Below are 26487 nucleotides of genomic sequence, written 5' to 3'. Positions count from 1 at the left end.
CGATAACCGCAGCGTGCTGCAGGGGCAGGCGGTTAACCTCAGCGCGGGCGGGCAGCTCAGCAACAACGGACAAATCACCACCGGCGGCGGCACCAGCACGCTCTCCGGCAGCAGCGTGGCGCTGAACGCCGCGGGCACGGTGCAGGGCGGGGGCGACATCACCGTCGCCAGCCGGAGCAATATTACCGTCGACGGCTTCACCGGCACGCGCGGCTCGCTGACCCTGAGCGCGCCGGGGTCCATCGTCAACACCGCGCTGCTGTACGCGGCGAATAACCTGGCGCTGTTTGCCGACAGCATCACTAACCGGCGCGGCGACATCATGGCGGGGAACAACCTGTGGATGCAGCGGGATGCGGCGGGGAATGCGAACAGCCAGGTGGTGAACACGTCGGGGAATATTGAGACGCAGAATGGGGATGTCACCATCAGGACAGGAAGCCTGTTGAATGAGCGCGAGGGGATCAGTGAAACACGCAGCTATCAGGCCGCGACGGACAGCCCTGCAGCGAGCGGCGCGACCTCTATTCGTGTAAAAGTCACAGACCTGCCCCCTGATGAGTGGGGGTATATTTATACAATTTACAGTGGTGCGGGTGGCGGTAATATCTTCTCAATTGTCGCGCCGATGCCAAGTGGAGCAGTACAACGTTATCTGGTCGGATCGACCATGGTCGATGTGACCGCAACAGGTGGCGTTGCGCGCATCGCCGCTAACCACGATCTGACTATCAATGCCGCTACGCTGAATAACCGTGCCGGTTATTTACTGGCCGGGAATGGGATGAACCTTTCCGGCAATAGCCTGAATAACCAGTCCTGGTTTGGTTATTCAGAGGATGAATATAAGGTCTATCGTTATAGTGGGAAAACAGGCAAGGTATCCAGCCTGAAAGGAAGCCCTGCCTCCGGCAACGATAACAACCGTCGTGTGACTTATACGCTGGATGGCGCGCCTCAGTACGAAACCCATACCACCGAACAAGCCCTCCGCGCGGTGATTCAGGCCGGCGGTCAGGTCACGGCTAATTTCACCAGTAATATAAGCAATACGGCGACGACTTCGAATGGCGGAGGAATAAGCAATGCGATTCCTGCGCCATCGCTGAACACCCTCAGCAACCAGACTGTCGGCAGCGGGGTGCAAAAACAGGGGCTGAGCGCTGCCGGAACCGTGGCGGTGACCTCGCCGCAGTGGAACGATCGGCTTCAGGGGGCGCTGCAGCAGCTTAACGGCGGCGGCGCGCTGGAAAACGGCGGCGCGTCCGGCACGCCTCTCAGCAACGTTGCCACCACGCAGAAAGGCGATGCGAACCTCGGCCAGCTGGGTACGCTGGCGAACGCCGGGGTCACCACCGCCGATCTCCGCACCGCGCAGGGCGGTACCGTCGGGCACTATCAGGGCCAGCGCGTCGATACCAGCGCTTACCCGCTGCCGTCGGGCAACAACGGCTATTTTGTCTTCTCCGACAACCCGAAAAGCCCGTACCTGATCGGCATCAACCCGAAACTGAACGGTCTCGGGCAGCTTGATCCCGCCCTGTTTGCCGATCTGAACGCGATGCTCGGGATCAAACCGTCGTCCACGGCGCCGCAGGAGACGCGGCTGGCGTTTACCGACGAGAAGCAGTTCCTCGGCTCGTCCTATATGCTTGGCCGCCTCAACCTGAACCCGGACTACGACTACCGCTTCCTCGGCGATGCGGCGTTCGATACCCGCTATGTCTCCAACGTGGTGCTCAACCAGACCGGTAACCGCTACCTGAACGGCATCGGCTCCGATCTGGATCAGATGCGCTATCTGATGGACAACGCCGCGGCGGCGCAGCAGTCGCTGGGCCTGCAGTTTGGCGTCTCTCTGACCGCCGATCAGATTGCCGCGCTCGACCACAGCCTGCTGTGGTGGGAGAAAGCCACCGTCAACGGCGAAACGGTGATGGTGCCGAAACTCTACCTGTCGCCGAAGGACGTCACCGTCAATAACGGCAGCGTGATCGCGGGCAACAACGTCACCCTGAAGGGCGGCAGCATCACCAACGGCGGCAGCTCGCTGCTGGCGAAAAACAGCCTGACGCTCGACAGCCAGAACAGCATCAGCAACCTCAGCAACGGCCTGATGAAAGCGGGCGGCGACCTGAACCTGAGCGCCATCGGCGATATCAATAACATCAGCTCCACCATCAGCGGCAAAACGGTCGCGCTGGAGAGCCTGGACGGCAGCATCAACAACCTGACGCAGGTTGAGCAGATTGATATCAACGCCGGCGGGAAGTACGGCAACATCGGCCTGAAGGACACCCTGCTGGGGAACACGGCGTCCATTACCGCGCAGGATGGCCTGTCGCTTGAGGCGGGTAAAAACATCACCGTTACCGGGGCGAACCTGGCCTCCGGCGGCGATATGCTGCTGAACGCGTGGGGCGATATTGCCGTCAACGCGAATCAGATCAACGACGCATACAGCTCCAGCCGGGAGAAAACCAGCCGTTCCTCCGTCACGTATCAGGGAAGTAACGTCAGTGCGGGCGGCAACCTGCTGGTGAATGCCGGGCATAACCTTGACGTGACCGCCAGCGACCTGAAGGCGGGCGGCAGCGCGGGGCTGAGCGCGGGCAACGATCTGAACCTGAACGCGGCACAGACAAGCGAAAGCAGCCGGAAAGGGAAAAGCGAGTCCCACAGCACCGGGCTCGACCGCACCACGATTTCCGCAGGCGATAACCTGGTCCTGAAGGCCGGGCAGGATATCAACGCCCAGGCCGCCGCGCTGGCAGCGGAGAAAAGCGTCGGGCTGCAGGCGGGTCGCGACGTGAATCTGGCTGCGGAAGAGACCACGCAGGGCGACAGTTATAAATCAGGCCGTAAAAAAGTGATTAACGAGTCGGTTCGCCAGTCGGGAACCGACATCACTGCGGGCGGGAATGTGACTGTTATCGCCGGACGGGATGTAACGGCACAGGCTGCAGATGTCTATGCCGCAGGCAATACAGCCGTGGCCGCCGGGCGGGATATCACCCTTTCCACTGCGACGGAAAGTGACTATACGTACCGGGAGGAGAAAAAGACGTCCGGTGGGTTCCTCAGCAAGAAAACCACTCACACCATCCACGAAGAGACGCATACGCGTGAGAAAGGTACGCAGCTTTCCGGTGACAACGTTGCTCTCCGGGCTGGTAACAACCTGACGGTGCAGGGCTCATCAGTTGCCGCTGAGCGCGATGTGGCCCTGAAGGCTGGAAATGATCTGACCGTGGAGGCAGCAACCAACACCGACACGTACTACGACATGAAAAAGACGAAGAAATCCGGCGTTTTCTCCAGCGGGTCGGGATTGGGTATCACCATCGGGTCGCAGTCTTCAAAAAGCACCCGGCAGGGGGCAAATACAACGCAGAGCGATGCCCGCAGCACGGTGGGCACTGCTGGCGGTAATGTCATCATCAGCGCCGGAAATGACGTCCAGTTGAGCGCGGCAGATGTGGTTGCCGGAAGAGCGAAGGATGATTCCTCCCGCAAAACCGGCCATATCGATATCACTGGCGACAGCATTGCCATCCTTCCTGGACGGGATACGACCACTGAGTCCATGAAGCAGGAGTCCAAATCGTCTGGCGTCACGGTCAGTGTGAAAGCGCCATTTGAAGACACTGTGCGTAACGTGCGCGATATCGTGCGCGGTAAGGGCAACAGTGGCAATAGCACCGTCGATAAAGTGAAGGGGCTGGGGGCGGAAGGCGGTGCGCTCGCGCTTGACGGACCAGGCCAGATGATGGCCATTTCCGCAGGAAGCACCCGCTCTTCCTCTGAGTCGCACTACGAGGGCGAGTTTAACAGCGGCAGCCATCTTGCCGCCGCAGGCAATATCCAGATGACTGCCACCGGTAAACAGGGAGGCAGCAACAGCGGCAATATCCTGATTGCCGGGAGCCAGGCTAAGGCCGGTGAAACGGTGATCCTCGATGCGAAACGCGACGTTGATATCACCACCTCCACAGACAGCGAGAAATACGGCAGCAGCACTAAAAATAGCGGCTGGAATCTTTCGAGCGACCTGAGCGCCGGAAGTGCTGTTCGCGCCATCTCGGGTGGGGGTTCCCACGGCAATCAGCTCCTGCCGGGCGGGATGAGCAAGGCGGAGAGCAACAGTAGCGGCACCCGGACCACACAAAACGCGTCGGTCATTCAGGGCTCAGATATTTACGTTAACAGTCGTGACGGCAGCGTGAATATCAGCGGCAGCCTGATGACCGCCACGGACGATCTTCTGCTGTCAGCCACAAATGGAGATATCTCCGTTTCTGCCGGACGCGATACATCGCGCAGTGAGAGCAGCGGCAGCAGCAAATTGCTGGGGACTCTGGGAGGCGATGGTTACAGCGCCACGGCAGGCTACCGCCATGAAAAAAACAGCAGTCGGGAAGATAGCAGCCTCGAAAACGGATTGCGCAGCCAGCTAAGCAGCAAAAACGGTAGCGTTGTCGCGCAGGCCGGTAACGATCTCTCCCTGTCAGGTACGGATATCCGTGCTGGTAAATCGGTCTCACTCAGTGGCGAAAATGTCCTCATGGGGGTGAGCCGGGATACCCGTGACGGTGAAAACCACAGCAGCAGCGCCCAGTATGGTGTGACGGCATCTGCTGGGGGCTGGGCTGTTGAGGCTGCTAAAGCCGCTGAGACGGCTGCCCGCAGCGCAGAAAACGGCGATGATCCACGGCTGACTGCCATCAGAACAGGCCAGTCGGCGGCAACCGCGGCGCAGGGCGCTATGTCGGACTCGTCGCTCATCAAGGCTAAAGTGTCTTTAACGGCGGGGACGTCATCTCAGGACAGTCGTTACCACAGTACCGACACGCAGGGCACCACCATTAATGCCGGCGAGAATGTCTCTGTTCGTGCCGGAAATGACATTGCCGGTATGGGGGTACAGATCGCGGGTAAACACGTGGCGCTGGATGCGGGGCGGGATATTCTGCTGTCTGCCTCCCAGAACACAACCCACTCTGAGAGTAAAAACAGCGGCAGCCAGTTCAGCGTCGGTGTCGGTGTGAGCCTGATTGGTGCGCAAAACGGCATCTCGGTGGAACTGGGAGCGTCACAGCATAAGGGCAAGGAAAACAGCCAGTCGCAGCGCAATACGAACAGCGTTGTCCATGCTGATGAACAGCTTACGGTGAACAGCGGACGCGACACCACCCTGAAAGGTGCGGAGCTGGAAGGTAACCGTGTGGTGGTCAACACCGGGCGCGATCTCACCATCAGCAGCGTGCAGGATACGGCCAGTTATGACAGCAAGCAGTCTTCGTCAGGCGCGTCCCTCAGCCTGTGCATACCGCCGCTGTGTTATGGTGCGTCTTCCGGTAGCGTCAGTGCATCGGGTGAGAATATCACCCAGAATGGTAAGAGCGTCGCTGAACAGAGCGGGATATTCGCAGGCAAGGGCGGCTTTGCTGTCACCACCGGAAATCATACCCAGCTTGACGGCGCGGTGATTGTATCCACGGCGTCTGCAGATAAAAATAGCCTCGACACGGGTACGCTGGGTTTCAGTAATCTCCACAACGAGAGCCAGACCAGCGGCAACGGCTATACGGTGGCGCTTTCCGGCAGCGCGGGCGGCAGCGGAAACGGTGAAAACCGCAACCTGGCACCGGCCATCGGTACGGGCCAGGCAGAAGAGAGCCACACCGGCACGACCTCATCAGCGGTGAGTGGCGGTAGCATTGTCATTCGCAACCCGGCGGGACAGAAACAGGATATTGCTGACCTGAGCCGTGATACGGCTGACGCCCACCACGGCGTGGACGTGAACGGTGATGTGCAGAAGGTCAGGGATAACCTGGCGGTCCAGAGCGAAGGCGCGGCCCTGGCTACCTCTGCGCTGGATGCTTACGGCAAGTATGCGGAGCAGAAAGCGCGTGAATCCAATGCGGCGCTGGGCGCGAAGCTGGCGTCAGAAGGAAAACTGCAGGGCGATACGCCGCAGGAGCAGGAAGCGTTCCTGAAGACGCAGCCCGGATATCAGAATACCGAATACGGTCCGGGGAGTGCCTTCTGGACGAAGGGCAGCGCAGCGGCGGGATTACTGGCAGGTGCGCTTGGCGGTAACCTGAAGGCAGGCGCGGCAGCGGGGGCGGCCCCTCTGCTGGCGACCCTGGTCAAGGAGCAGAAAGACCCGACAGCCCGTGCCGCGCTGCACGGTATTGTGGCGGCGGCGCTGACGCAGCTGAGTGGCGGGAGCAGTACGGATGGCCTGAAGGCTGGTGCCATTGGAGCCATTACGGCCTCGGCGATGACCGACCACCTGGTCAGCGCGCTGTATGGAGATAAAAAATCCAGTGACCTGACTGCAGAGGAGAAACGGCTGGTCAGTAGCCTCGTGAGTATCGCGGGTGGGCTGGCAGGCGCTGCGGTGACGGATGGCAGTGTCTCCATGGCGGCGACGGCGTCTGAAACGGCGAAGGTGGAGGTTGAGAATAACTCGCTGAGTGTTACTGAGAACAAGTCACGTTCTCAGGAGATGGCGCAGTGTCAGGGCAGTTCTGCTTGTGAAAACGGCGTTATTGATAAGTACAAGAAGATCAATGCCGAGCAGCATGAAAGCGTTGTTGGATGCAAAGGCGCTCAGGACTGCGTTAATAAGGCCAATGAAGTTAGTCAGTTACAGGCCGATTATGCCAACCGTGCCAATGAGTTGCTTGAAAAATCTCGTAATAATGGTGGGTTAAGTCCGGCAGAACAGGACGAATTAGCGATTCTTCAGGTGACATCGATTCAGTTGGATGCGGATCGGACGGCAGCCATACATAATGCGCTAATGTCTGGCGATTCTGCGGAAGCGAAGCAGCTTGCGATAAACTCACTGGCACAGTTAGCAGGAACCAGTGCGGCAGGAATCGCTGCGGGGGTTGGGAAAGCTGGAGCGAAAGGAACTGAAGCAGGGCAAAGAAGTACTATCGTTCCTGGTGGCGGGTTGACCGCTCATGAGCAAGCAGGCGGTCATTTGATTGATAGACATGTAGGAAAATCTGAAGCGGAGTTATTTGATAGAGTGTCTACAGGTAATACAAAAACAGCATCTTCATTTACAGATAGGGCTACAGCAGAAGCCGTAACTAGCAAAGCCATTGATAGTAATCAAGCAAAGATCCAGAGTTATTTATCTGGTAACCAAAAGGGCTACTTAGAGCTTGATTATCAATCCTCTACTGCCATTGGTATTAGCGTTACTCGCGGCTCAACAAGTGCTGAGCCAGCTACAAATGCCAGAATCATCATTGGGAGAGATCCTTCAATGCCTGGCGGGTATAAAATTATTACGGGATATCCAACACAGTGAATATTGAAGAAAAATACCCATCTCTATCATATCTATTAAGGTGTTATTTTAACCAAGATTTTGAGGTGTTATTTGGTAATGCGGATGAAACATTGGCAGCTTACAAAACTACTGAGGCTGCGGAAGAGCAGTTGCAGTTGAAAGTTGAAATAGATTATCTGCTGGCTCTTTCGCTATCAGATAATGAATTACAGAACATTCTCCTTAACGAAATTGATTGTAGCTATTACTACCCTAACGAATGGCCTTCATCTGAAGAATGGTTGAAACATATACGTAAGCAATTAAAATGAGCAATCTCGGCCAAGTCGCCAGGATTCTTTTACCTCTAAGCCAACCATCAAATCTACTTCCCGGCAGGTGGTCGCTTGGTGGTGATCACCTCGATAAACCCCAGGATCTGCTGTTGCTTGCGCCGCGGTTATACTGTTGTGGTTGCTCTTTAACAGCATCGGGAACATGGCTAACAGGGCGAAAAAGGCGCGTCGGGGAAAAGTTGCCCGCCGGAAACGCAGCAGGTAAAAACGGTTGTAAGCCTCCGAAAGCACACGAAAAAATAGGTTCATCGCAGCAACCTGCGTCAGAGTATGTTGTTGTTGAGAATAACTCGCTGGATGCCGTTATACAGGACGGTAAACGGGCTGCGCAGGGGTGTCTGTACATTTCATCCTCTCACTGATCAGCAGGTTGCAAGTGGTCTCGGGGCTTTACTCGGGGTTTGTCCAACCACATCAGCAAAGGATACATTTTCACAAGATGAGCAGTTGCATCAGATTTATGTGGCATTACTCAATGATTCTTCCCGGCTCAGTCAGTTAAACGATGCCCATTAAGCGTTGATGTTTCACCGGAATTCTCTCTATAAAGCTGATGTTCTCGAGGGCATGCAATGCAGCGTTGCCGCGCCGGGATTGTCAGTACCCGCTAGAATGTCATAGGCTGGGAACTCTGTAATGCGATAGGTCGTATAATCCGAATAACTCACCGGTTCTGCTTCAATTGCTTTACGTAGTATTTCCTCCATTTGTCTGGTTTTCGGCACCGAGATTTTGACGGTGCCTGGATCAATCTCCAGTCTCTGGCGTACTTTTTCTAAAGTAGTCGTTAGACGGTATGTGCGTGTATGAAAGGGAGCTGGATGGATGTCGTCTCGCTGTTCATAGATGACATTAAGTACCATCTTGCCACCTGTATTACTAACGACATAGCCCTTAATCATTTCATCAATAATTACTGGCACAGTCATTCCTTTTAATGAGATCACTGTTGTACCGTGGCAAATAACTGTCATACCAGGTTTCTGACTGGCATTGATCGCCCGCATCTCACTGAGCGTTGCTGCATTTGTGTGAGCAGAAATGATGCAGACCATCATTGCTAGAAGTAATCCATGTATTCGCTTGTTCACTGCCATCGCCTTAATCGCTGATAAAAATCGCTCTGCCGGTTGCTCCCGGAGCGCTCTTAGAATTTCGTTCTCTCATTACCTGAAGCAAACCCAGTCTTGTAACATGTTACCGCTCCGGCTATAAACGCAGCCAGACAATTTCGATGGATAGTTGAAAGCTGAAATGCCCTTTCTTCTGCCAGCTTTGTAGCATGCTAGTAAAAGCAAAAAAGGCTGCATCCCGCAGCCTTTTCTCCTCACATTCACCCTTTCGGGAACACCCACACATGCTTCTCAGGCAGCGAAAGATGGCAGTGCTGCGGATCCCGAACCTCATGCCCATACGCACGAATGACAAAATCATCTCCCACCGTGCGGAACAGGTACTCCCAGCGGTCGCCGAGATACATGCTGGTGAGCAGCGGCAGCTCAAGCTGATTTTCCCCAGGCCCATCGACCACCGCCACGCGCTCGACGCGGATCACAGCCGTCGCTTCTTCACCGCTCTGCACCCCTTCACCGGCCTGGCCCCACAGCACCCAGCCTTTTCCTTCGATACGCGCTTTGCCGTCGCGCACTTCGGTGACTTTGCCGTGCAGGCGGTTGTTGCTGCCCATAAACTCGGCGGTAAAAAGCGTTTTCGGCGAGCCGTACATCTCCTGCGGCGTGCCCTGTTGCTCAATTTTGCCGTTGTTGAGCAGCAGGATGCGGTCGGAAATGGACATTGCTTCATTCTGGTCGTGCGTCACCATCAGCGCCGATAGCCCGAGCTTGATAATCAGCTCGCGCAGGAACACGCGGGCCTCTTCGCGCAGCTTGGCGTCGAGGTTAGAGAGCGGTTCGTCCAGCAAAATCACCGGCGGGTTGTACACCAGCGCCCGGCCAATCGCCACGCGCTGCTGCTGTCCACCGGAGAGCTGGTGCGGGTGACGTTTGCCAAGATGGCCTAGACCAAGCTGGTCCAGCACGTCCTGCACGCGCTGCTGGATCTCTTTGGCCGGGACTTTGCGCAGCTTGAGCGGATAGGCCACGTTCTCAAACACGGTCTTGTGCGGCCACAGTGCATAGGACTGGAACACCAGCCCCAGGTTACGCTCTTCCGCCGGGACCTCGCTGCGCGGCGTGCCGTCGTAAACTTTATTATTGCCAATGACAATCGACCCCTGCGTCGGTTTTTCCAGACCCGCAACGGCGCGCAGGAGGGTGGTTTTACCGCTGCCGGAGGGGCCTAACAGGGAGACCACTTCGCCGCGCTTCAGGTTCATGGAGACACCTTTTAAAACAGGATTGTCGCCGTAGGTTAAGTGCAGATCGTCAACCGCTAATTCAATCATGTATTTTCACTCCGAAACGAAGGGCAATGCCCAGACCTACCACGACCAGCAGGATGTTAATGAAAGAGAGCGCCGCCACGATATCGATGGCACCCGCGGCCCAGAGGGAAACCAGCATCGAGCCGATGGTCTCCGTGCCGGGTGAAAGCAGGTACACACCCGTTGAATATTCGCGCTCAAAGATCAGGAACATCAGCAGCCACGAACCGATAAGACCGTAGCGGGAGAGCGGGATGGTGACGTGGCGGGTGATCTGCCCGCGCGTCGCCCCGGTGCTGCGCGCCGCTTCCTCAAGCTCCGGCCCCACCTGCAGCAGCGTGGAAGAGATCAGCCTTAGCCCGTAAGCCATCCACACCACGGTATAGGCCAGCCAGACGCTGAAAATGGTGCTGCGCAGCGAACGCAGCCAGACGATGACGTTTTCGCGCATCCAGTCGGTCCAGGCGAACCCGGAAAGCCAGCCGGATTTCAGCGAGTTATCCAGCCACATCGGCAGGAACAGGAACACCCACAGGAACGCCAGACCCGCCAGCAGGCCAGGCACGGCGCGCGGCACCAGCACGCTGTAGTCCAGAAAACGCGTGGTGTTGTCCGGCTTGCGGTGCATGGCAATGCCGACAAACAGGTAGCACACCACGGCCAGCGCGCCGCCAAACACGCCAATCGCCATGGAGTTGACGATGGCGCGCAGCAGGTTGGGCTGCGCCCAGATGGTGCGGAAGGTGTTCAGAGAAAGCTCGTCCCACAGCGAAACGCCCACGCCCCAGTTGGAGATAAACGCACGCAATACCACGCCGAGCAGCGGAACGCCGATGGTGACGGTGAGCCAGAAGGCAATCACTCCGCCAGCCACCCAGCGCCATTTACCCAGCGGCAGCGCGCGTGCCTGCGAGGCTTTCCCCTTCATGGTGACGAAGCGGTTGGCGGTGCGCATCAGGCGACGCTGGAGCATCACCAGCGGGATGGTGATGCAGATCAGCACCACGGCAACCGCCGCCATCAGGTTATAGGATGGGGTGCCCATCTTGTTCGTCAGCTTATAGAGATAGGTCGCCAGCACCATGTTGCCTTCCGGGTCGCCGAGGACCAGCATCAGGCCGAACACTTCCAGCCCGAGGAAGAACAGCAGCACGGTGGCGTACAGAATGGACGGGCGCACCATCGGCAGGCTGACGGAGGTCATCACCTGCCAGGGCGACGCGCCCGCGGTGCGCGCGGCTTCTTCCACATCGGAGCCCACGCTGCGCAGCGCAGACGAGATATACAGATAGGCGTGCGGGACGTGCGTCAGGCCGGCGATGACCACAATGCTCGACATGTCGTAGATATTCCACGGCACAAAACCAATCAGCGCCTGAGCCCACTGGGAGAGAAAGCCCACCGGACCGGCGGCCACCACGTAGCCAAAGCCCAGCACCATCGGTGAAACGAAGATCGGGACCAGGATCAGCGGCTCAATCAGCCGGCGGCCGGGCAGGTCGGTACGCACCATCAGAAACGCCAGCACGCCACCCAGCGGGATGGAGATAAAGACCAGCCCGAAAGCAAGAATAAAGCCGCTTTTCAGGGCCCTATAAAAATCAGGGTCGGTGAAAATAAACTCAAATGATTCAAAGCTCCACTCTTTTGACGGCGAAAAGAACGGGGCGGACAGGAAGCTCTGTATCACGATAAACGACAGCGGGGTGTAGATAACCAGGGCGGTTATCAGCACGACGATGCCTCGCGGCAGGCTTTGCCACTTTCTGCGTAATGTATTCATGGGGTATCCCTGGTGTTGCGGCCCAGAAAAACGAACTCAGTCGATAAGGGAGCGCGGCGGCCTGCGCCGCGCTCAGACGCTTATTTACCGGCGGCGGTACGCCACTCTTTGATGTACTCCAGGCGTTTTTTCGGCTGCAGGTATTCCAGCAGCGTTTCATCAACCGGAATTGGCTTCAGCGCGTTGCCGAGGATTTTGGTCAGGCCGTCGATATCATTTTTCCCTTCGATATCGTTACGAATGGAGGGAATATCCGCCTGATTGGCCAGAATGTTTTGCCCTTGTTCAGACAGCACATAGTCCAGCCACAGCTTCGCGGCGTTGCTGTTTTGCGATTGCTGGCTGATGAACGACACGCGCGACAGCACCAGGGTGTAATCTTTTGGATAGGAAATGCCGAGCGAAGGATCGTTCTTCGCGCGCGCTTCCGCGTAGGAACCGAGGATGTTGAAGCCGATCAGGTTTTCACCGGAGGAGACCCGCTCCATCATGGTGCCGGTAGACGACTGCACCGATAAGCCACCTTTGGCGACGTCGGCCAGGGTTTTGAAGTAATTAGGATCGGCGTTGTGATCCTGAACCGATAGCATAAAGCCCAGACCCGATTTTTCGATGTCGTAGGTGGTGACTTTGCCCTTGAATTTGTCCGTCTGGCTGGCAATCAGCTTCGCCAGCGCGGCGTGAGAATCCGGCACGTCGCCGGCCGGGATCAGGCGCTTGTTGTAGATAAAGACCACCGGCTCATAGGTGGTGCCGTAAGCCTTATCCTTCCAGACCGCCCATTTCGGCAGCTGGCTTTGCTCCGGCGATTTATACTCCATGGCGTAGTCGGTGGCGAGCTTCAGGCCGGTGTCCATAGAGGAGCTCCAGACCACGTCGCCGCTCACGCCACCGGAGGCCTGTTCGCTGATGAAGCGGTTGTACAGCTCGGTGCTGTTCATGTCGTTGTATTCGACTTTAATGCCCGGGTAGGTTTTTTCGAAGCCCTGGATCAGCGGTCCGGCGGCCTTGATGTCGGTGGTGGAGTAAATAACAACCTTGCCCTCTTTCGTTGCGGCATCAACAACTTTTTGATATTCAGCAGGATAGCCCTGCGGCAGGGCAGAGAGTGCAGAAGCAGAGAACAGTACAGTAGCGGTAAGCAGAGAAATTCGGAACGTGTTCGACATTATAGTTAACCTTTTAGTTACATTTGAGGAACTAATTGTCAACATAGCGTATCGGGCTCCACCCACAAGAGGGGGAAGCGGGCAATGATTCCGAAGTGTGATTGTCGCCGTCGTTTCAGCAATTAACACCATAAAATCCGCGAACGTTAGCCTGTGAACGATTCTGGATTACGGTTTATCGGGCGCTTTGCGGTATAACCTTCGCGGATGACCTATATTGCCATACAGCATTTCGACGCTGATTAACCCGCTCTCCACGCAGTATTCAAGGTAGCGGCGCCCCGTGGTTTTGCTGATCCCCACGTTTTCCACCACCTCTTCAACCGACATCGCGGTATCGGGATGCTCGGCGAACAGGTTTTTAATCCGTTCCAGCGTTTGGGGTTCAATGCCCTTCGTCGACGGCGTAATGGAGGCTTCCGCGGCGGGAAGATTAAACAGGCGATCCAGCGCATGCTGGTCGACCACCTTCACCTGCTGCACGGTGTGGATGAAACGCATAAACCGCTCCAGCGAGGCGTGCAGGCGCTGGAAAAAGACAGGCTTAATCAGGTAGTCAAACGCGCCGCTGCGCATGGCGTGGCTGCAGGTCTGCATATCGCTGGCGGCGGTGATGAAAATCACCGAGCATTCGTAGCTTTTCAGCAGCGGATTATCGATGAGCTCAACGCCTTTACCGTCCGGGAGATAGTTGTCCAGCAGGATAAGTCGCGGCTGGTGCTGACGAATCAGGCTGCATGCCTGCTCAATCGACGCGGCGATGCCCACCACGCGCAGATGGAAATTCTGCTCGATATACTCGCGATGCAGCTCCGCCAGGTGCGGCTCATCTTCAACTATCACAACGTCAAGTGGTCGGGTCATGCTGTCGCCCATTCGGAATAAACACAGAAAAAATAGTGCCCTGCGGCGTGTTGTCGGCAATCTCAATGCTGCCGCCGGCCTTGTCGATATATCCTGCCACCAGAAACAGGCCAATACCGTGCTCGGTACCCACAATGTCGTTTTCGCTGTCCGGCTTGCTGCTGAATCCCTGGCGGAAAATGTGCGGCTTCAACGCATCGTCCACCCCGCAGCCCCGGTCAGCCACCTCGATCAGCAGCTCCTGGTTACGGTCAGAAATGTAGAGTTCTACCGGCGCGTGGACCGGCGCGTTGAGTGTCGCCTCCACGGCGTTGTCCAGCAGGTTACCAATAATGGACATCAGCTCCGTTTCACTCAGCGCGGCAGGCATCCGGGTGAGCTGGCAGGCGGGGTCAAACAGCAGCTCGATGCCTTTTTCGCGCGCGCTGACGTATTTTCCGAGCAGCAGCCCGCACAGCGCCGGGGAGACAAAATGGGCTGAGACAAAGTCCAGCACGCGCTGGGCGCCTTCTGACTGCACCTGAATGTAACGGATCGCCTCGTCATAATGTTTCATCTGCAGTAGCCCGACGAGAGTGGCGGTCCAGTTCAGCTGTTCGTGGCGCATAATGCGCAGGTTATCCGCATAGCGTTTGATCTGACTGAGCTGGCTGCTGAGCGTGTTGATGTCATTTTTGTCGCGAAAGCTGTATACCCAACCGCTTTCAACGCCCGGTTCGACCTCAATGGCTACCCGGTTGACGATCACCTCGCGCTGGTTCAGCACCGCAATCTGGTCGTGGCTGCCAGCGCTCACCGAGGCGTAGCGCTGGGATAAAAACCCCGGCGCCGTCTGCAGAATGTCTTCCAGCGGTTTCCCGATAAGTTCTTTCTCACTTTGCCGAATATCCAGCATTTCGCGTGCCGCGCGGTTAATTAAAATCAGCTGCTTCTCGCCATTAACGGCAAATACGCCTTCGTACATGGCTTCTAATAGCGCGCGCTGCTGCAAAACCAGCTGAGCGATATCTTTCGGCTCCAGCCGGAACATCTGTTTTTTTAAATTGCGGGTAAACAGCCAGGAGAAAATAAACAGCAGCAGCAGAAGCGCAGCGCCGTATAGCCCGGACTGCCAGAGAATGCGGGCGTTAATATTGGCAATATACGACGTCAGATAGCCGACCGAGACAATACCAATCACCTGATGCTGCGCGTTGAAGATGGGCGCTTTGCTGCGTAGCGACACGCCAATTCCGCCCTGACGCACGGAAATAATGGTTTTGCCCTTTAACACCTCGGCATTATCCCCGCCGATCATCGGTAAATTAATACGCTCCGGGGATTCCGAATGATAAAGGTGCTGCTCCTCGGTATCGCCAATCACAATGTAGCTGGCATCGCTTTCGGCGCGCAGCGGCTGAATTAACCGGGCTATTCCCGGAATATCTCTGGCCGCTACCATTGCCGCCAGACCCGGCATCAGCGCGATCTGGCTGGCCTGAACCCGGGCGCGCTGGCCGAGATCGTGATGGAGCTGTCGGTCAATAAAATGGAAAAGGATTGTTCCCAGCAGAACTAACAGCAGGCAGGAGAAGCACACCAGCGCTAAAAACAGCTTTACCTGAAAAGAGAGTCTGCGTTTCATTCAACCTGCGCTAGCCCTGTAAAAGTAAGATATTTGCGGAGCCTGACATGGGCCAATAGCGGACGCAATCTGGCGAGAAAAGAGTTGTGACCTGGCTTTTCGTTTTCGGCGTTATAGCCATCAGGATCTCGTAAGGCTATGCTTCATTCAGCACGATAATAATTACAGAGGCAATGTCATGGATAAAGAACTACTGGATGCGGGTTACCGGGCCTATACCGGCGAGAAAATTGACGTTTACTTCAATACCGGGATCTGCAAACACTCAGGTAACTGCGTGCGTGGGAGCGCAAAGCTGTTTAATCTGAAACGTAAGCCGTGGATCATTCCCGATGAAGTGGACGTTGAAACGGTTGTACGCGTGATTGATACCTGCCCGAGCGGTGCGCTGAAGTATCGCCAAAAATAAGCGAGGAACCATGGATATTCTGGAAGGCCATAACAAGTTTTACGTCAATGATGCGAACGGCAACCAGGTCGCGGAGATTGTCTTTGTACCGACCGGCGAGCACCTGAGCATTATCGAGCACACCGATGTGGATGAAAGCCTGAAAGGGCAGGGCGTCGGTAAACAGCTGGTGGCGAAAGTGGTGGAGAAGATGCGCGGTGAGAACCGTAAAATTATCCCGCTGTGCCCGTTCGCGAAGCATGAGTTTGATAAAACGCGGGAATATGACGATATTCGGGCGTAAATAACACCGGCGATGGCCGGTGTTTTTTTATCTTACCTGCTCAAACAGCAATACCATCGCGATCAGCACCATTATCCCTCCTGACGCCATGCTCACCATACGCGCCGCCTGTGGCCGGGTCGCCAGTACCGCTTTCGAACCATACCCCACCAGCAGATAGACCAGCGTACAGGTGATAAGGTGCATCACGCCAAGCGCGGACATCTGCATCGCTAGCGACCAGCTTCCGGTCGGGTCGGTAAACTGCGGAAGCAGCGCCAGGAAAAGCAAAAAGACTTTCGGGTTAAGGCCGCTAATGCAGAGCCCTTTCACCGCCCACTGTCTCCAGTTTCCCGCATGGTGGGTGGCCTTTTCCGGTGCGGCCGGGTGACGCAACAGCCCGATGCCAAGCCAGAGGAGATACAGGGCCCCCGCAACGGTCAGCCCGGTTAACGCCAGCGGATGCTGAGCAATCACTACGCCCACGCCAGCCACCACAATCAGCGTAGCTAACAGATGCCCGGACATTAACCCCATCACCGCCGGTACCACGCGTCGCCCGTTAATCCCGGCGCTAATGGCGTAGGCCCAGTCGGCGCCCGGCGTCATGATGAGCAGAAAAGAAACCACCCAAAAGCCGGCCACAATACTCATTTCCATCGTCGTGAAAACTCCCGCAGTGCGTCAAACGTTGAGAAAAAGAATATCGCTAACCCTGCGAAATAGGCTTTCAATGTTATGCTCATAACACCGTGAAATTGAGAAAATCTTCCACATGGATAGCATCGATCGAAAAATTCTTGCTGAGCTACAGTCTGATGGCCGCTTATCCCTGACCGAGCTGGCGGAAAGAGTGAATCTGAGCCTCTCGCCGTGCCATCGTCGCGTGCGGGCGCTGGAGCAAAGCGGGGCGATAACGGGATACCGTGCCAGCCTCGACCCCGCCAAAATGGGATTCAACTTCCTGGCGATAGTGTTTGCGACGCTGAAGGAGGGGGACAGAAAGGCGGTTAGCGCGTTTGAAGCAGCGGTGGAGGAAATTCCGCAGATCGTGCTGGCACAGCGCCTGTTTGGCGATCCCGATTATCTGATGCACGTCGTGACCCGCGACCTGTCCGCTTTCCAGAAACTCTACGACGAGAAGCTCTCCGCCATGCCCGGCGTGCAGCACCTTCGCTCTACGCTTGTGATGAAAACGGTCGTGCAGGACAGACCTTTTCCGCTGGAATCAGCTGGGCGAGACTGAGAGGCATGCCCGGCAGAGCGCCGGGCAGGAAAGGAAATTAGCCGACAAACATCACCGACACGCACAGCACGCCGACGATCAGCGTCAGCAGGTTGCCAATCGAGCGGTACTGTTTCAGGGAGGGGATCAGATACGTCGACAGCGTCGGCATGATAAACAGGATCATGGCGATAAGCGGGCCGCTGATGGCGTAAATCATCGAAATGGCATTCGGGTTAATGCAGCAGACGGCAAAGGTGATTAACGACACCCCCATAATGGAAATCGCGCGGTTAAAGGCGCGGCTCTTTTTCACGCCCACCTGATTGAGCGACGACTTCACGATCTCCGTCGCCCCTTCAATCACCCCAAAATAGGTGCCGAGGAACGATTTCGACATCGCAATAATCGCCACGATAATCCCGGAAATGCCCAGCCACGCCGGAGAAGAAGGCATCATCGACAGCGCGGACAGGATCGTTACCCCTTGCTCTTTGGCGGCAACAATGTACGACGGCGGAATTGAGAGCAGGCAGCTAAAGACAAAGAACAGCACGCTCAGGCAGATGATCAGGTACGCCACTTTCATGATTTTCTTGCATTTATCCATGGCACCGTCGGCAAACTTCTCGCGACGGTCAACGGCAAACGTTGAGATAATCGGGGTATGGCTGAAAGCAAACACCATCACCGGAATCGAAATCCATACCTGATGCAGCGTATGACGATCGACGGCCATCTGGCTGGTCAACAGCGAGGGTTGCCAGCTTCCGGTCAGATAGAGCGAGACAAACAGGAAATAGGCAATCAGCGGAAACACCAGGAAGCCCATCACTTTTATCGTGATATGGCGCCCCATCAGAAAGATTAGATTCAGAACCAGCACCACCCCCAGGCTGACCAGCACGCGAACGGCGGTATCTACCGTCAGGTGTTTCGCCAGCTGCTCCGTGAGCGAGTTGGTGATGGCGACCGCATAAATCTGCACCACCACAAAGAAGGCGATGAAATAGAGCGTGGTGATCAGATTGCCAATCTTCCTGCCGTAATAGTGCGAGACGGCGCCGGTGATCCCTTCGTTGCCTTTTGTTTTCGACGACAGGATAAATTGCGCCAGCGCCCGGTGCGGCCAGTAGGTTAAGGGATAGGCCACGAGGGCGGTAATAAACAGGACGATAGCGCCTGCGGAGCCCAGCTGAATGGGCAAGAACAGCGTTCCTGCGCCCACGGCCGTGCCATAGAGAGCGAAACTCCAGAGAGTCTCATCTTTTGACCAAATTTTCGACATTAGAGCAACGTATCAACTATCAAACCATCGGAATGGCGTGCAATTTACCATAGTTATGCCTGAAGAGCGCAGTTGCTTCGACGGAGTTTGGCCGGAACGGGCGTCCGGCCAGAGGCGGTTTAGCCTGCCAGGGCGCGCCGTTGCTGGCGACGCTTAAGAAATTTCTCGCGCAGGCAATCGTATGCCCAGTTATAGAACATGGTGTACGGCAGGAAGAACAGGAAGAAACCTATTTCAAGCGTGAATGCCTGAAGCAGCGTAACGCCCAGCACGGCGGCGACAATCGACACGCCAATCACGATAAACCCGCATTCGAACCCCAGCGCATGCAGCGCGCGCACTTTCGCCGTACGTTTGACGCGCTGAACCGGCCAGAAACGGTCGAAGCCGAAGTTATAGATAATGTTCCACAGCATGGCGGTGGTGGCCAGAATAATGGTCAACCCACCCATCTCCACCACGGAACGCTGCATAAGCCACGCCGCCGTAGGGGCGAGGATCGCCGTCGCAATCCCTTCGAAACAGACAGCATGAAAGATCCGCTCCGGCAGTTTACGTTGGAGTGCATCCTGATGTTGCATAGTCATAGACCTCATTAATTCGCCGGTATGGGCGTTGATGCAACCTATTTTCATCGCTAAAGCTGATATATTAAAGATAGTATCCATCGCTAAAGTAGATAGGTTATGCGCTATTCACCCGAAGCCCTTAAGGCGTTTGTCGAGACCGTTGCGGCGGGCTCTTTTTCCGCTGCCGCACGCCGGCTGCGTAAAAGCCAGTCGACGATCAGCACGTCGATTGCCAATCTTGAAGCCGATCTCGGTTTCGAGCTGTTTGACCGCTCGGCACGCCAGCCGGTGTTAACGGTCCAGGGAGAACAGGTGCTGGGCTACGTGCAGGCTATTCTCGCCGCCAGCACGCGGCTGGATGAGCTGGCGGTATCGCTAACGGCGCAAACGGAGGCGCGTCTGACGTTTGTCCTTTCCGATACCCTCAACCCGGACGTGCTGGAAGAGATGATGAAGCAGTTTGACGCGCGTTTTCCCCATACGGAATTCGAATGTCTGATTGGCGAGGAAGAGGACGTGATCGATCTGCTGCAAAAGGAGCGAGCGCAGATTGGCCTGACGGAAGCGCGCGACAGTTACCCTACGGATATTGGCGTCACTCGCCTGCCGATGCAGACCCGCATGGCGATCTATGTCGCGACCACGCATCCGCTGGCCGGACAACATGACGTTCAGCATGACGAGCTGCACGGCTGGCGAGAGCTGCGGCTCAGCACCTATCTTGAGCGCGAGGCTGAGATCGCGCGCGGGCCCGTCTGGTCAGCCCCGAATTACCTGTTACTCTTGAGTATGGCGGTACAGGGATTTGGCTGGTGCGTGCTGCCGTGCGCGCTGGTGGATGAATTTGCCGCCGCGAAATCCCTGGTACAGCTCAATGTTCCCGGCTGGCCGCGGGCGATCGGCATCGATCTGCTGTGGAATAAACGATCCCCTCCCGGCGTTGCCGGCAGCTGGCTGCGGCAGTATCTGCAGGATGCGCGCTGATCCTTGTGATTAAACTCACTATTTTTAAACAATTAAGATAATTGCCAGTAACAATCCTCTACTATCGTCATGTCATTTAACACAGAGGTCGTGATGAAAGATGTCGTAATAGTGGGTGCGTTGCGTACAGCTATCGGCTGTTTTCAGGGAGCGCTCGCGCGTCACTCGGCGGTTGACCTGGGCAGCGTGGTGGTAAAAGCGCTGGTGGAACGCAGCGGGATCGCAGCACATGAAGTTGATGAGGTGATCCTGGGACAGGTCCTCACGGCCGGTGCCGGGCAAAACCCTGCGCGTCAGGCGGCGCTGAAGGGCGGGCTGCCCAATACCGTTTCGGCCATCACCATCAACGACGTCTGTGGTTCAGGATTAAAAGCGCTGCATCTCGCGACGCAAGCCATTCAGTGTGGTGAAGCGGACGTGATCATCGCGGGCGGGCAGGAGAATATGAGCCGCGCGCCGCACGTGTTGACCGACAGCCGGACCGGCGCACAGCTTGGCAACAGTCAGCTGCTCGACAGCCTGGTGCATGACGGGCTTTGGGATGCGTTCAATGACTATCATATGGGCGTGACGGCGGAAAACCTGGCGCGCGAGTACGGCATCAGCCGTGAGGTGCAGGATGCCTATGCGCTAAGCTCGCAGCAAAAAGCGCGTGCGGCGATTGATTCCGGTCGCTTTCGCGACGAGATTGTCCCGGTCAGCACGCAGCGTCAGAGCGGCGAGCGTATCCTCGTGGATACCGATGAACAGCCGCGCACCGACGCCAGCGCTGAAGGCCTGGCGAGGCTGAACCCCGCGTTTGAAATGCAGGGCTCGGTGACGGCGGGAAATGCCTCTTCCATTAACGACGGCGCTGCCGCCGTTATGATGATGAGCGAAAGCAAAGCCCTTGAACTCGATCTTCCGGTCCTGGCCCGCATCAAGGCGTTCGCCAGCGTAGGGGTTGATCCTGCGTTGATGGGGATCGCTCCGGTCTACGCGACCCGCCGCTGCCTGGAGCGCGCGGGGTGGCAGCTTTCGGATGTGGATCTGATCGAAGTGAACGAAGCCTATGCCGCGCAGGCGATCTCCGTCGGAAAAATGCTGGAGTGGGATCCCCTGCGGGTCAACGTTAACGGCGGCGCGATCGCGCTGGGCCATCCTATCGGTGCGTCCGGCTGCCGAATCCTGGTTTCGCTGGTTCACGAAATGAAAAAGCGCAATGCCCGCAAAGGGATTGCCACACTCTGTATAGGCGGCGGGCAAGGGGTGGCGCTGGCTATCGAACGCTAACCTCTTCTCATTAAAAATGACCTCCTCCGGGAGGTTTTTTTTCGCGTTTTTTTTCTCCCGGCGGCTTAATTGTGATCCGAACATCATTTTCGCTATAAACAAAAATAAAAATGAAACGTTGTTTTAAATATAATTGAAAAGCCCGCTTTATGCCGATAGTATGTGCTCATTATGAAAAACGGAACGCTGTTTCGTTTATTTCCGCCTTCGGGCATGACCACATCTGGAGGTTACCGTGGACGTCAGAGAAAGCATCCACAGTGCGCACGCCAAAACGCTGGATACTCAGGGGCTGCGCAATGCATTTTTAGTCGAGCAGGTATTCGAGGCCGACAGGTACACCATGGTTTACAGCCATATCGACCGCATCATTGTGGGCGGGATTCTGCCCGTCACGAAAAGTGTCTCCGTGGGCGGTGAGGTCGGTAAACAGCTGGGCGTGAGCTACTTCCTCGAGCGTCGCGAGCTGGGGGTGATTAACATCGGCGGGCCGGGCACCATCACCGTAGACGGAAAATGCTATGAGATTGGCCATCGCGAGGCGCTGTACGTGGGTAAAGGGGCGAAAGACGTGGTCTTTGCCAGCATCGACGGCAGCAGGCCTGCGAAGTTTTACTACAACTGCGCGCCGGCTCACTCTACCTACCCAACCAAAAAAGTGACCACCGCAGACGTCGCACCCGTGACGCTGGGTGACAACCTCACCAGCAACCGCCGCACCATCAATAAATACTTCGTGCCGGACGTGCTGGAGACCTGCCAGCTCAGCATGGGATTGACCGAGCTGGCACCGGGCAACCTGTGGAACACCATGCCGTGCCATACCCACGAGCGCCGCATGGAAGTCTACTTCTACTTCAATATGGATGAGGACGCCTGCGTATTCCACATGATGGGACAGCCGCAGGAAACGCGCCATATCGTGATGCACAACGAGCAGGCGGTGATTTCACCGAGCTGGTCCATTCACTCCGGCGTAGGGACGAAAGCCTACACCTTTATCTGGGGAATGGTGGGGGAAAACCAGGTCTTTGATGATATGGACCACGTTGCGGTCAGCGATCTGCGCTAGTCGCGGGCGGTGAAGCATAAACCTGCCTGTGAGTGACAGGCTCTGAAAGAGTAAGGAATAAACATGATTCTGGATGCATTCTCTCTGCAGGGGAAAGTGGCTGTGGTTTCCGGGTGTGACACCGGGCTGGGTCAGGGAATGGCGTTAGGCCTGGCGGAAGCGGGCTGCGATATCGTCGGAATTAATATCGTTGAACCGACTGAGACCATCGAACGCGTGACGGCCCTGGGCCGCCGTTTCCTGAGCCTGACCGCTGACCTGCGTAAAATCGATGCCATTCCTGAACTGCTGGACCGCGCGGTGGCTGAATTCGGTCATATCGACATTCTGGTGAACAACGCCGGGCTGATCCGCCGCGAAGACGCGATCAGCTTCAGCGAGCGCGACTGGGATGACGTGATGGATTTGAACATCAAGAGCGTATTTTTCATGTCCCAGGCGGCGGCGAAGCATTTTATTGCCCAGGGGAAAGGCGGCAAGATCATTAACATTGCCTCTATGCTCTCGTTCCAGGGCGGCATCCGCGTGCCGTCTTACACCGCGTCCAAAAGCGCCGTAATGGGCGTGACCCGCCTGCTGGCAAACGAATGGGCGAAACATAACATCAACGTGAATGCGATTGCGCCGGGCTACATGGCGACCAACAACACGCAGCAGCTGCGTGCTGACGAAGAGCGCAGCGCGGCGATCCTGGAGCGTATCCCTGCGGGACGCTGGGGTCTGCCGAGCGATCTGATGGGGCCGATTGTCTTCCTGGCCTCCTCCGCATCGGATTACATCAACGGTTACACCGTGGCTGTAGACGGCGGCTGGCTGGCGCGTTAATTCCACCTGTATTAAGAACCTCTGCCTGTGGGCGGAGGTTTTTTTGCGCAATAATTGGCTTAGTCCATATCGATAAAGATGAAAAATCCATACTAAAAAATCGCAAATGACGGCAATCACACTTTTATTGCTTAAATATTAACTGATTAGTAAAAATACGTGATTATTCGCCACGAGTTGAAATTGTAATGTCCATCACAGAACCGTATGCCGTAGCGGAATAATCCATAACTTCGCGATTTCCTGCCTGACACTTTTCTTCGCTTTCTCGTAATTTCAGTTAACGAATTTTGCTGTTGAGGCAGGAAAAATATGACATCGATAAATGACTCTACCCTAATGCCCGCTGCGCTGCGTGATACTCGCCGCATGAACCAGTTTGTCTCCATTGCCGCCGCCGTGGCGGGCCTGTTATTTGGACTGGATATCGGCGTCATTGCCGGCGCACTACCGTTTATTACCGATCACTTTACCCTCAGCAGTCGTCTGCAGGAGTGGGTGGTGAGCAGCATGATGCTCGGCGCGGCCATCGGCGCGCTGTTCAACGGCTGGCTGTCGTTCCGCCTGGGGCGCAAATACAGCCTGATGGTCGGGGCGATTCTGTTCGTTGCCGGCTCCATTGGCTCGGCGTTTGCCGCTAATGTTGAAATCCTCCTGCTCTCCCGCGTGCTGCTGGGCGTGGCGGTGGGGATTGCCTCCTACACCGCGCCGCTTTATCTCTCCGAAATGGCGAGCGAAAACGTGCGCGGCAAGATGATCAGCATGTATCAGCTGATGGTCACGCTGGGTATTGTGCTGGCGTTCCTGTCTGACACCTACTTCAGCTACAGCGGGAACTGGCGCGCGATGCTGGGCGTGCTGGCCTTACCGGCGTTGGTGCTGATCGTCCTGGTGATTTTCCTGCCAAACAGCCCGCGCTGGCTGGCGCAAAAAGGGCGTCACGTGGAGGCAGAAGAGGTTCTGCGCATGCTGCGCGATACCTCGGAAAAAGCGCGCGAAGAGCTGAACGAAATCCGCGAAAGCCTGAAGCTAAAACAGGGCGGCTGGGTGCTGTTTAAGATCAACCGCAACGTGCGCCGCGCGGTCTTCCTCGGCATGTTGCTGCAGGCAATGCAGCAGTTCACCGGCATGAACATCATCATGTATTACGCGCCGCGCATTTTCAAAATGGCCGGGTTCACCACCACGGAACAGCAGATGATTGCAACCCTGGTGGTCGGGCTGACCTTCATGTTCGCCACCTTTATTGCGGTATTCACCGTGGACAAAGCCGGGCGTAAACCGGCGCTGAAAATTGGCTTCAGCGTGATGGCGCTCGGCACGCTGATTCTGGGCTACTGCCTGATGCAGTTTGATAACGGCACGGCCTCAAGCGGGCTTTCCTGGCTTTCTGTCGGTATGACCATGATGTGTATCGCAGGTTACGCGATGAGCGCCGCGCCGGTGGTGTGGATCCTGTGCTCCGAAATTCAGCCGCTCAAATGCCGTGACTTTGGCATCACCTGTTCCACGACCACCAACTGGGTGTCGAACATGATCATCGGCGCGACGTTCCTGACGCTGCTGGACGCGATTGGCGCAGCGGGAACGTTCTGGCTCTATACGGTGCTGAACGTGGCGTTTATTGGCGTTACGTTCTGGCTGATCCCGGAAACCAAAGGCGTGACGCTGGAACATATCGAGCGCAAGCTGATGGCAGGAGAGAAACTGCGAAACATTGGCGTGTGATTGTTTTGCATGTTCGAAGGTTTCACTCTATGCCGTAACGGGAAAAGAAAAAGGTGGCTTAGCCACAATAATAATGTGACTAAGATCACTACTAACTCTGGTAGGGAGTAGATACAGAGAGGGAACTGGCATTAGGATTTTTCTTAGATTGTTGAATTGTCGGGCCACCGCTATCAATTGAGCAAAGACGCGTTGCAGCCGGAAAAAGAAGAATCACTATGTCAGAAATGGATTTAAGAAAAAGCACGGACCTCGACTTTCCCCGTTTTGCCGCCCCGGCTGTAAGCGCAAAAGAGATAGATCTTCTGGGATTGTTTGAGGTCCTTCTGGCGGCGAAAAAACGTATCGCCGCCATTATCTTTACTTTCGCGCTGGTGGGGCTGGCCGTTTCATTTTTACTGCCGCAGAAATGGACCAGTAAAGCGGTGATCACCCCGGCAGAACAGCTGCAGTGGAACCCACTGCGCCAGATGATGGTGGCGTTACAGGTGCTTGATGTGGACGTGAAGATTACCCGTCCGCAAATTTTTGACCTGTTTATTAAAAAGTTCCAGTCTCAGTCATTGCTCGAAGAGTATATGACAACCTCTCCTTACGTAACATCGAAGCTGCAAGGCACCACGGTGGATCCGCTTGAGCTGCATCGCGCGATAGTCAACATTTCAGATCGAATGAAAGCGGTGAATAACGCTCAGGGAAAAGAGGCGGATAAAACGCCTTATGTTTCCTGGACATTGAGCTTTACTGCGCCGACAGCTGACGATGCGCAAGCCGTCCTGGCGGGGTATATTGATTATATCGCGGCTATTGTAGAAAAAGAGACGGTGCAGAATATCCGCAACCTGATCGCCCTAAAAACGAACGTCGTTGAGCAGCAGCTGGAACTGGATCGAGTTCGTCTGACCAATATTCACAATACCAACCTGCAGCGACTGAATTATTCGCTGGAAGTGGCAAATGCCGCAGGCATCAAGAGGCCGGTTTACAGCAACGGGCAGGCCGTAAAAGATGACCCGGATTACTCCGTTGCGCTCGGTGCTGACGGTATCGCGCAAAAGCTGCAGATTGAAAAAAATTTGAAGGACGTGACCGAGCTGAATGCGGATTTCCAGAACAGGGAATACTACCTCGCACAGCTGAAAAAGCTCTCCTTTGCCGATGTTAAACTTGAGCCATTCAGATACCAGCTTTCTCCCTCCATGCCGGTGAAAAAGGATGGCCCGGGCAAGGCGCTGATTGTCGTTCTAGCGGCGCTTCTGGGGGGGATGTTTGCCTGCGGTAGCGTTTTACTGCGCGAGGCGATGCTCACCCGTACTTCGCCGCCAGAGCCGGTGGCGAAATAAGCTCTGCAGTTTAAAAAGGCGCTGAATACAGCGC

Annotated in this window: 21 protein-coding genes and 1 pseudogene; 12 read left to right on the top strand and 10 right to left on the bottom strand. The window is 56.1% G+C overall.

Annotation, left to right across the window (positions count from 1 at the left end):
• From SPH27_RS23130 to SPH27_RS19400, 3 genes and pseudogenes are all read left to right on the top strand, one after another.
• Positions 1 to 4087: pseudogene (locus SPH27_RS23130) on the top strand (beta strand repeat-containing protein); the annotation flags it as partial.
• 36 nt (positions 4088 to 4123) lie between these two features.
• The gene (locus SPH27_RS23125; protein WP_416208286.1) at positions 4124 to 7336 is read left to right on the top strand and encodes a hemagglutinin repeat-containing protein; all 3213 of its coding nucleotides are present in this window, start codon (positions 4124 to 4126) and stop codon (positions 7334 to 7336) included.
• On the top strand, positions 7333 to 7629 hold the full coding sequence (locus tag SPH27_RS19400) for a contact-dependent growth inhibition system immunity protein (protein WP_224979430.1): 297 nt from the start codon (positions 7333 to 7335) through the stop codon (positions 7627 to 7629). Before SPH27_RS23125 ends, SPH27_RS19400 begins: the two co-directional genes overlap by 4 nt.
• Here SPH27_RS19400 and SPH27_RS19395 read toward each other — a convergent pair.
• The 7 genes from SPH27_RS19395 to SPH27_RS19365 form a co-directional block, all read right to left on the bottom strand.
• On the bottom strand, positions 7621 to 7902 hold the full coding sequence (locus tag SPH27_RS19395; RefSeq protein ID WP_182071539.1) for a hypothetical protein: 282 nt from the start codon (positions 7900 to 7902) through the stop codon (positions 7621 to 7623). The two genes, SPH27_RS19400 and SPH27_RS19395, sit on opposite strands and share 9 nt — an antisense overlap.
• Before the next feature lie 293 nt (positions 7903 to 8195).
• Positions 8196 to 8744: a hypothetical protein gene (locus tag SPH27_RS19390; RefSeq protein WP_182071540.1), complete on the bottom strand. Its 549-nt coding sequence runs from the start codon at positions 8742 to 8744 to the stop codon at positions 8196 to 8198.
• 242 nt (positions 8745 to 8986) lie between these two features.
• Positions 8987 to 10057, bottom strand: a complete 1071-nt coding sequence (locus SPH27_RS19385; protein ID WP_182071541.1) for an ABC transporter ATP-binding protein — start codon at positions 10055 to 10057, stop codon at positions 8987 to 8989.
• A complete protein-coding gene (locus SPH27_RS19380; RefSeq protein WP_182071542.1) occupies positions 10050 to 11819 on the bottom strand; it encodes an ABC transporter permease in 1770 nt (589 codons plus the stop codon). Before SPH27_RS19380 ends, SPH27_RS19385 begins: the two co-directional genes overlap by 8 nt.
• Before the next feature lie 80 nt (positions 11820 to 11899).
• Positions 11900 to 12988 (bottom strand): ABC transporter substrate-binding protein, encoded by a 1089-nt coding sequence (locus tag SPH27_RS19375; protein WP_023309072.1) that lies wholly within the window; start codon positions 12986 to 12988, stop codon positions 11900 to 11902.
• 168 nt (positions 12989 to 13156) lie between these two features.
• A complete protein-coding gene (locus SPH27_RS19370) occupies positions 13157 to 13852 on the bottom strand; it encodes a response regulator (protein ID WP_075202213.1) in 696 nt (231 codons plus the stop codon).
• Positions 13836 to 15476 (bottom strand): ATP-binding protein, encoded by a 1641-nt coding sequence (locus SPH27_RS19365; protein ID WP_182071543.1) that lies wholly within the window; start codon positions 15474 to 15476, stop codon positions 13836 to 13838. Before SPH27_RS19365 ends, SPH27_RS19370 begins: the two co-directional genes overlap by 17 nt.
• Positions 15477 to 15654: 178 nt before the next feature.
• Between SPH27_RS19365 and yjdI the strand changes: the two genes are divergently transcribed.
• Entirely contained in the window at positions 15655 to 15885 is a 231-nt protein-coding gene (gene yjdI, locus SPH27_RS19360) for a 4Fe-4S mono-cluster protein YjdI (protein ID WP_008499689.1), read from the top strand.
• A gap of 10 nt (positions 15886 to 15895) precedes the next feature.
• Positions 15896 to 16168, top strand: a complete 273-nt coding sequence (locus tag SPH27_RS19355; RefSeq protein ID WP_008499687.1) for a GNAT family N-acetyltransferase — start codon at positions 15896 to 15898, stop codon at positions 16166 to 16168.
• 27 nt (positions 16169 to 16195) lie between these two features.
• Here SPH27_RS19355 and SPH27_RS19350 read toward each other — a convergent pair whose 3' ends face one another.
• The gene (locus SPH27_RS19350; RefSeq protein ID WP_182071544.1) at positions 16196 to 16807 is read right to left on the bottom strand and encodes a LysE family translocator; all 612 of its coding nucleotides are present in this window, start codon (positions 16805 to 16807) and stop codon (positions 16196 to 16198) included.
• A gap of 115 nt (positions 16808 to 16922) precedes the next feature.
• On the opposite strand from SPH27_RS19350, the gene SPH27_RS19345 reads away from it, so the two are divergent.
• Positions 16923 to 17393 (top strand): Lrp/AsnC family transcriptional regulator, encoded by a 471-nt coding sequence (locus tag SPH27_RS19345; protein WP_023309067.1) that lies wholly within the window; start codon positions 16923 to 16925, stop codon positions 17391 to 17393.
• A 37-nt stretch (positions 17394 to 17430) separates the two neighbouring features.
• On the opposite strand, the gene SPH27_RS19340 is transcribed toward SPH27_RS19345, so the two are convergent.
• Together SPH27_RS19340 and SPH27_RS19335 are read right to left on the bottom strand one after the other, a co-directional pair.
• The gene (locus tag SPH27_RS19340) at positions 17431 to 18660 is read right to left on the bottom strand and encodes an amino acid permease (protein WP_033146458.1); all 1230 of its coding nucleotides are present in this window, start codon (positions 18658 to 18660) and stop codon (positions 17431 to 17433) included.
• Positions 18661 to 18779: 119 nt separating this feature from the next.
• Positions 18780 to 19241 carry a multidrug/biocide efflux PACE transporter gene (locus SPH27_RS19335; protein WP_023333288.1) on the bottom strand — a complete coding sequence of 154 codons (462 nt, stop codon included), beginning with the start codon at positions 19239 to 19241 and terminating at the stop codon, positions 18780 to 18782.
• Positions 19242 to 19346: 105 nt separating this feature from the next.
• On the opposite strand from SPH27_RS19335, the gene SPH27_RS19330 reads away from it, so the two are divergent.
• From SPH27_RS19330 to wzz(fepE), 6 genes are all read left to right on the top strand, one after another.
• On the top strand, positions 19347 to 20213 hold the full coding sequence (locus SPH27_RS19330) for a LysR family transcriptional regulator (RefSeq protein ID WP_047650217.1): 867 nt from the start codon (positions 19347 to 19349) through the stop codon (positions 20211 to 20213).
• 93 nt (positions 20214 to 20306) lie between these two features.
• Positions 20307 to 21485 (top strand): acetyl-CoA C-acetyltransferase, encoded by a 1179-nt coding sequence (locus tag SPH27_RS19325; protein ID WP_038417283.1) that lies wholly within the window; start codon positions 20307 to 20309, stop codon positions 21483 to 21485.
• A 235-nt stretch (positions 21486 to 21720) separates the two neighbouring features.
• On the top strand, positions 21721 to 22557 hold the full coding sequence (gene kduI, locus SPH27_RS19320) for a 5-dehydro-4-deoxy-D-glucuronate isomerase (protein ID WP_039263316.1): 837 nt from the start codon (positions 21721 to 21723) through the stop codon (positions 22555 to 22557).
• Between the two features lie 63 nt (positions 22558 to 22620).
• The gene (kduD, locus tag SPH27_RS19315; RefSeq protein ID WP_033146454.1) at positions 22621 to 23382 is read left to right on the top strand and encodes a 2-dehydro-3-deoxy-D-gluconate 5-dehydrogenase KduD; all 762 of its coding nucleotides are present in this window, start codon (positions 22621 to 22623) and stop codon (positions 23380 to 23382) included.
• 312 nt (positions 23383 to 23694) lie between these two features.
• Entirely contained in the window at positions 23695 to 25110 is a 1416-nt protein-coding gene (locus tag SPH27_RS19310; RefSeq protein WP_182071545.1) for a sugar porter family MFS transporter, read from the top strand.
• A 218-nt stretch (positions 25111 to 25328) separates the two neighbouring features.
• Complete coding sequence (gene wzz(fepE) / locus SPH27_RS19305; protein ID WP_045888663.1) at positions 25329 to 26453, top strand: LPS O-antigen length regulator Wzz(fepE); 1125 nt, start codon at positions 25329 to 25331, stop codon at positions 26451 to 26453.
• The last annotated feature ends 34 nt before the right edge of the window (positions 26454 to 26487 follow it).

The organism is Enterobacter sp. A103 (assembly GCF_034427535.1).
GTDB lineage: Bacteria > Pseudomonadota > Gammaproteobacteria > Enterobacterales > Enterobacteriaceae > Enterobacter > Enterobacter asburiae_B.
This window is presented reverse-complemented; position numbering and strand designations above follow the sequence as displayed.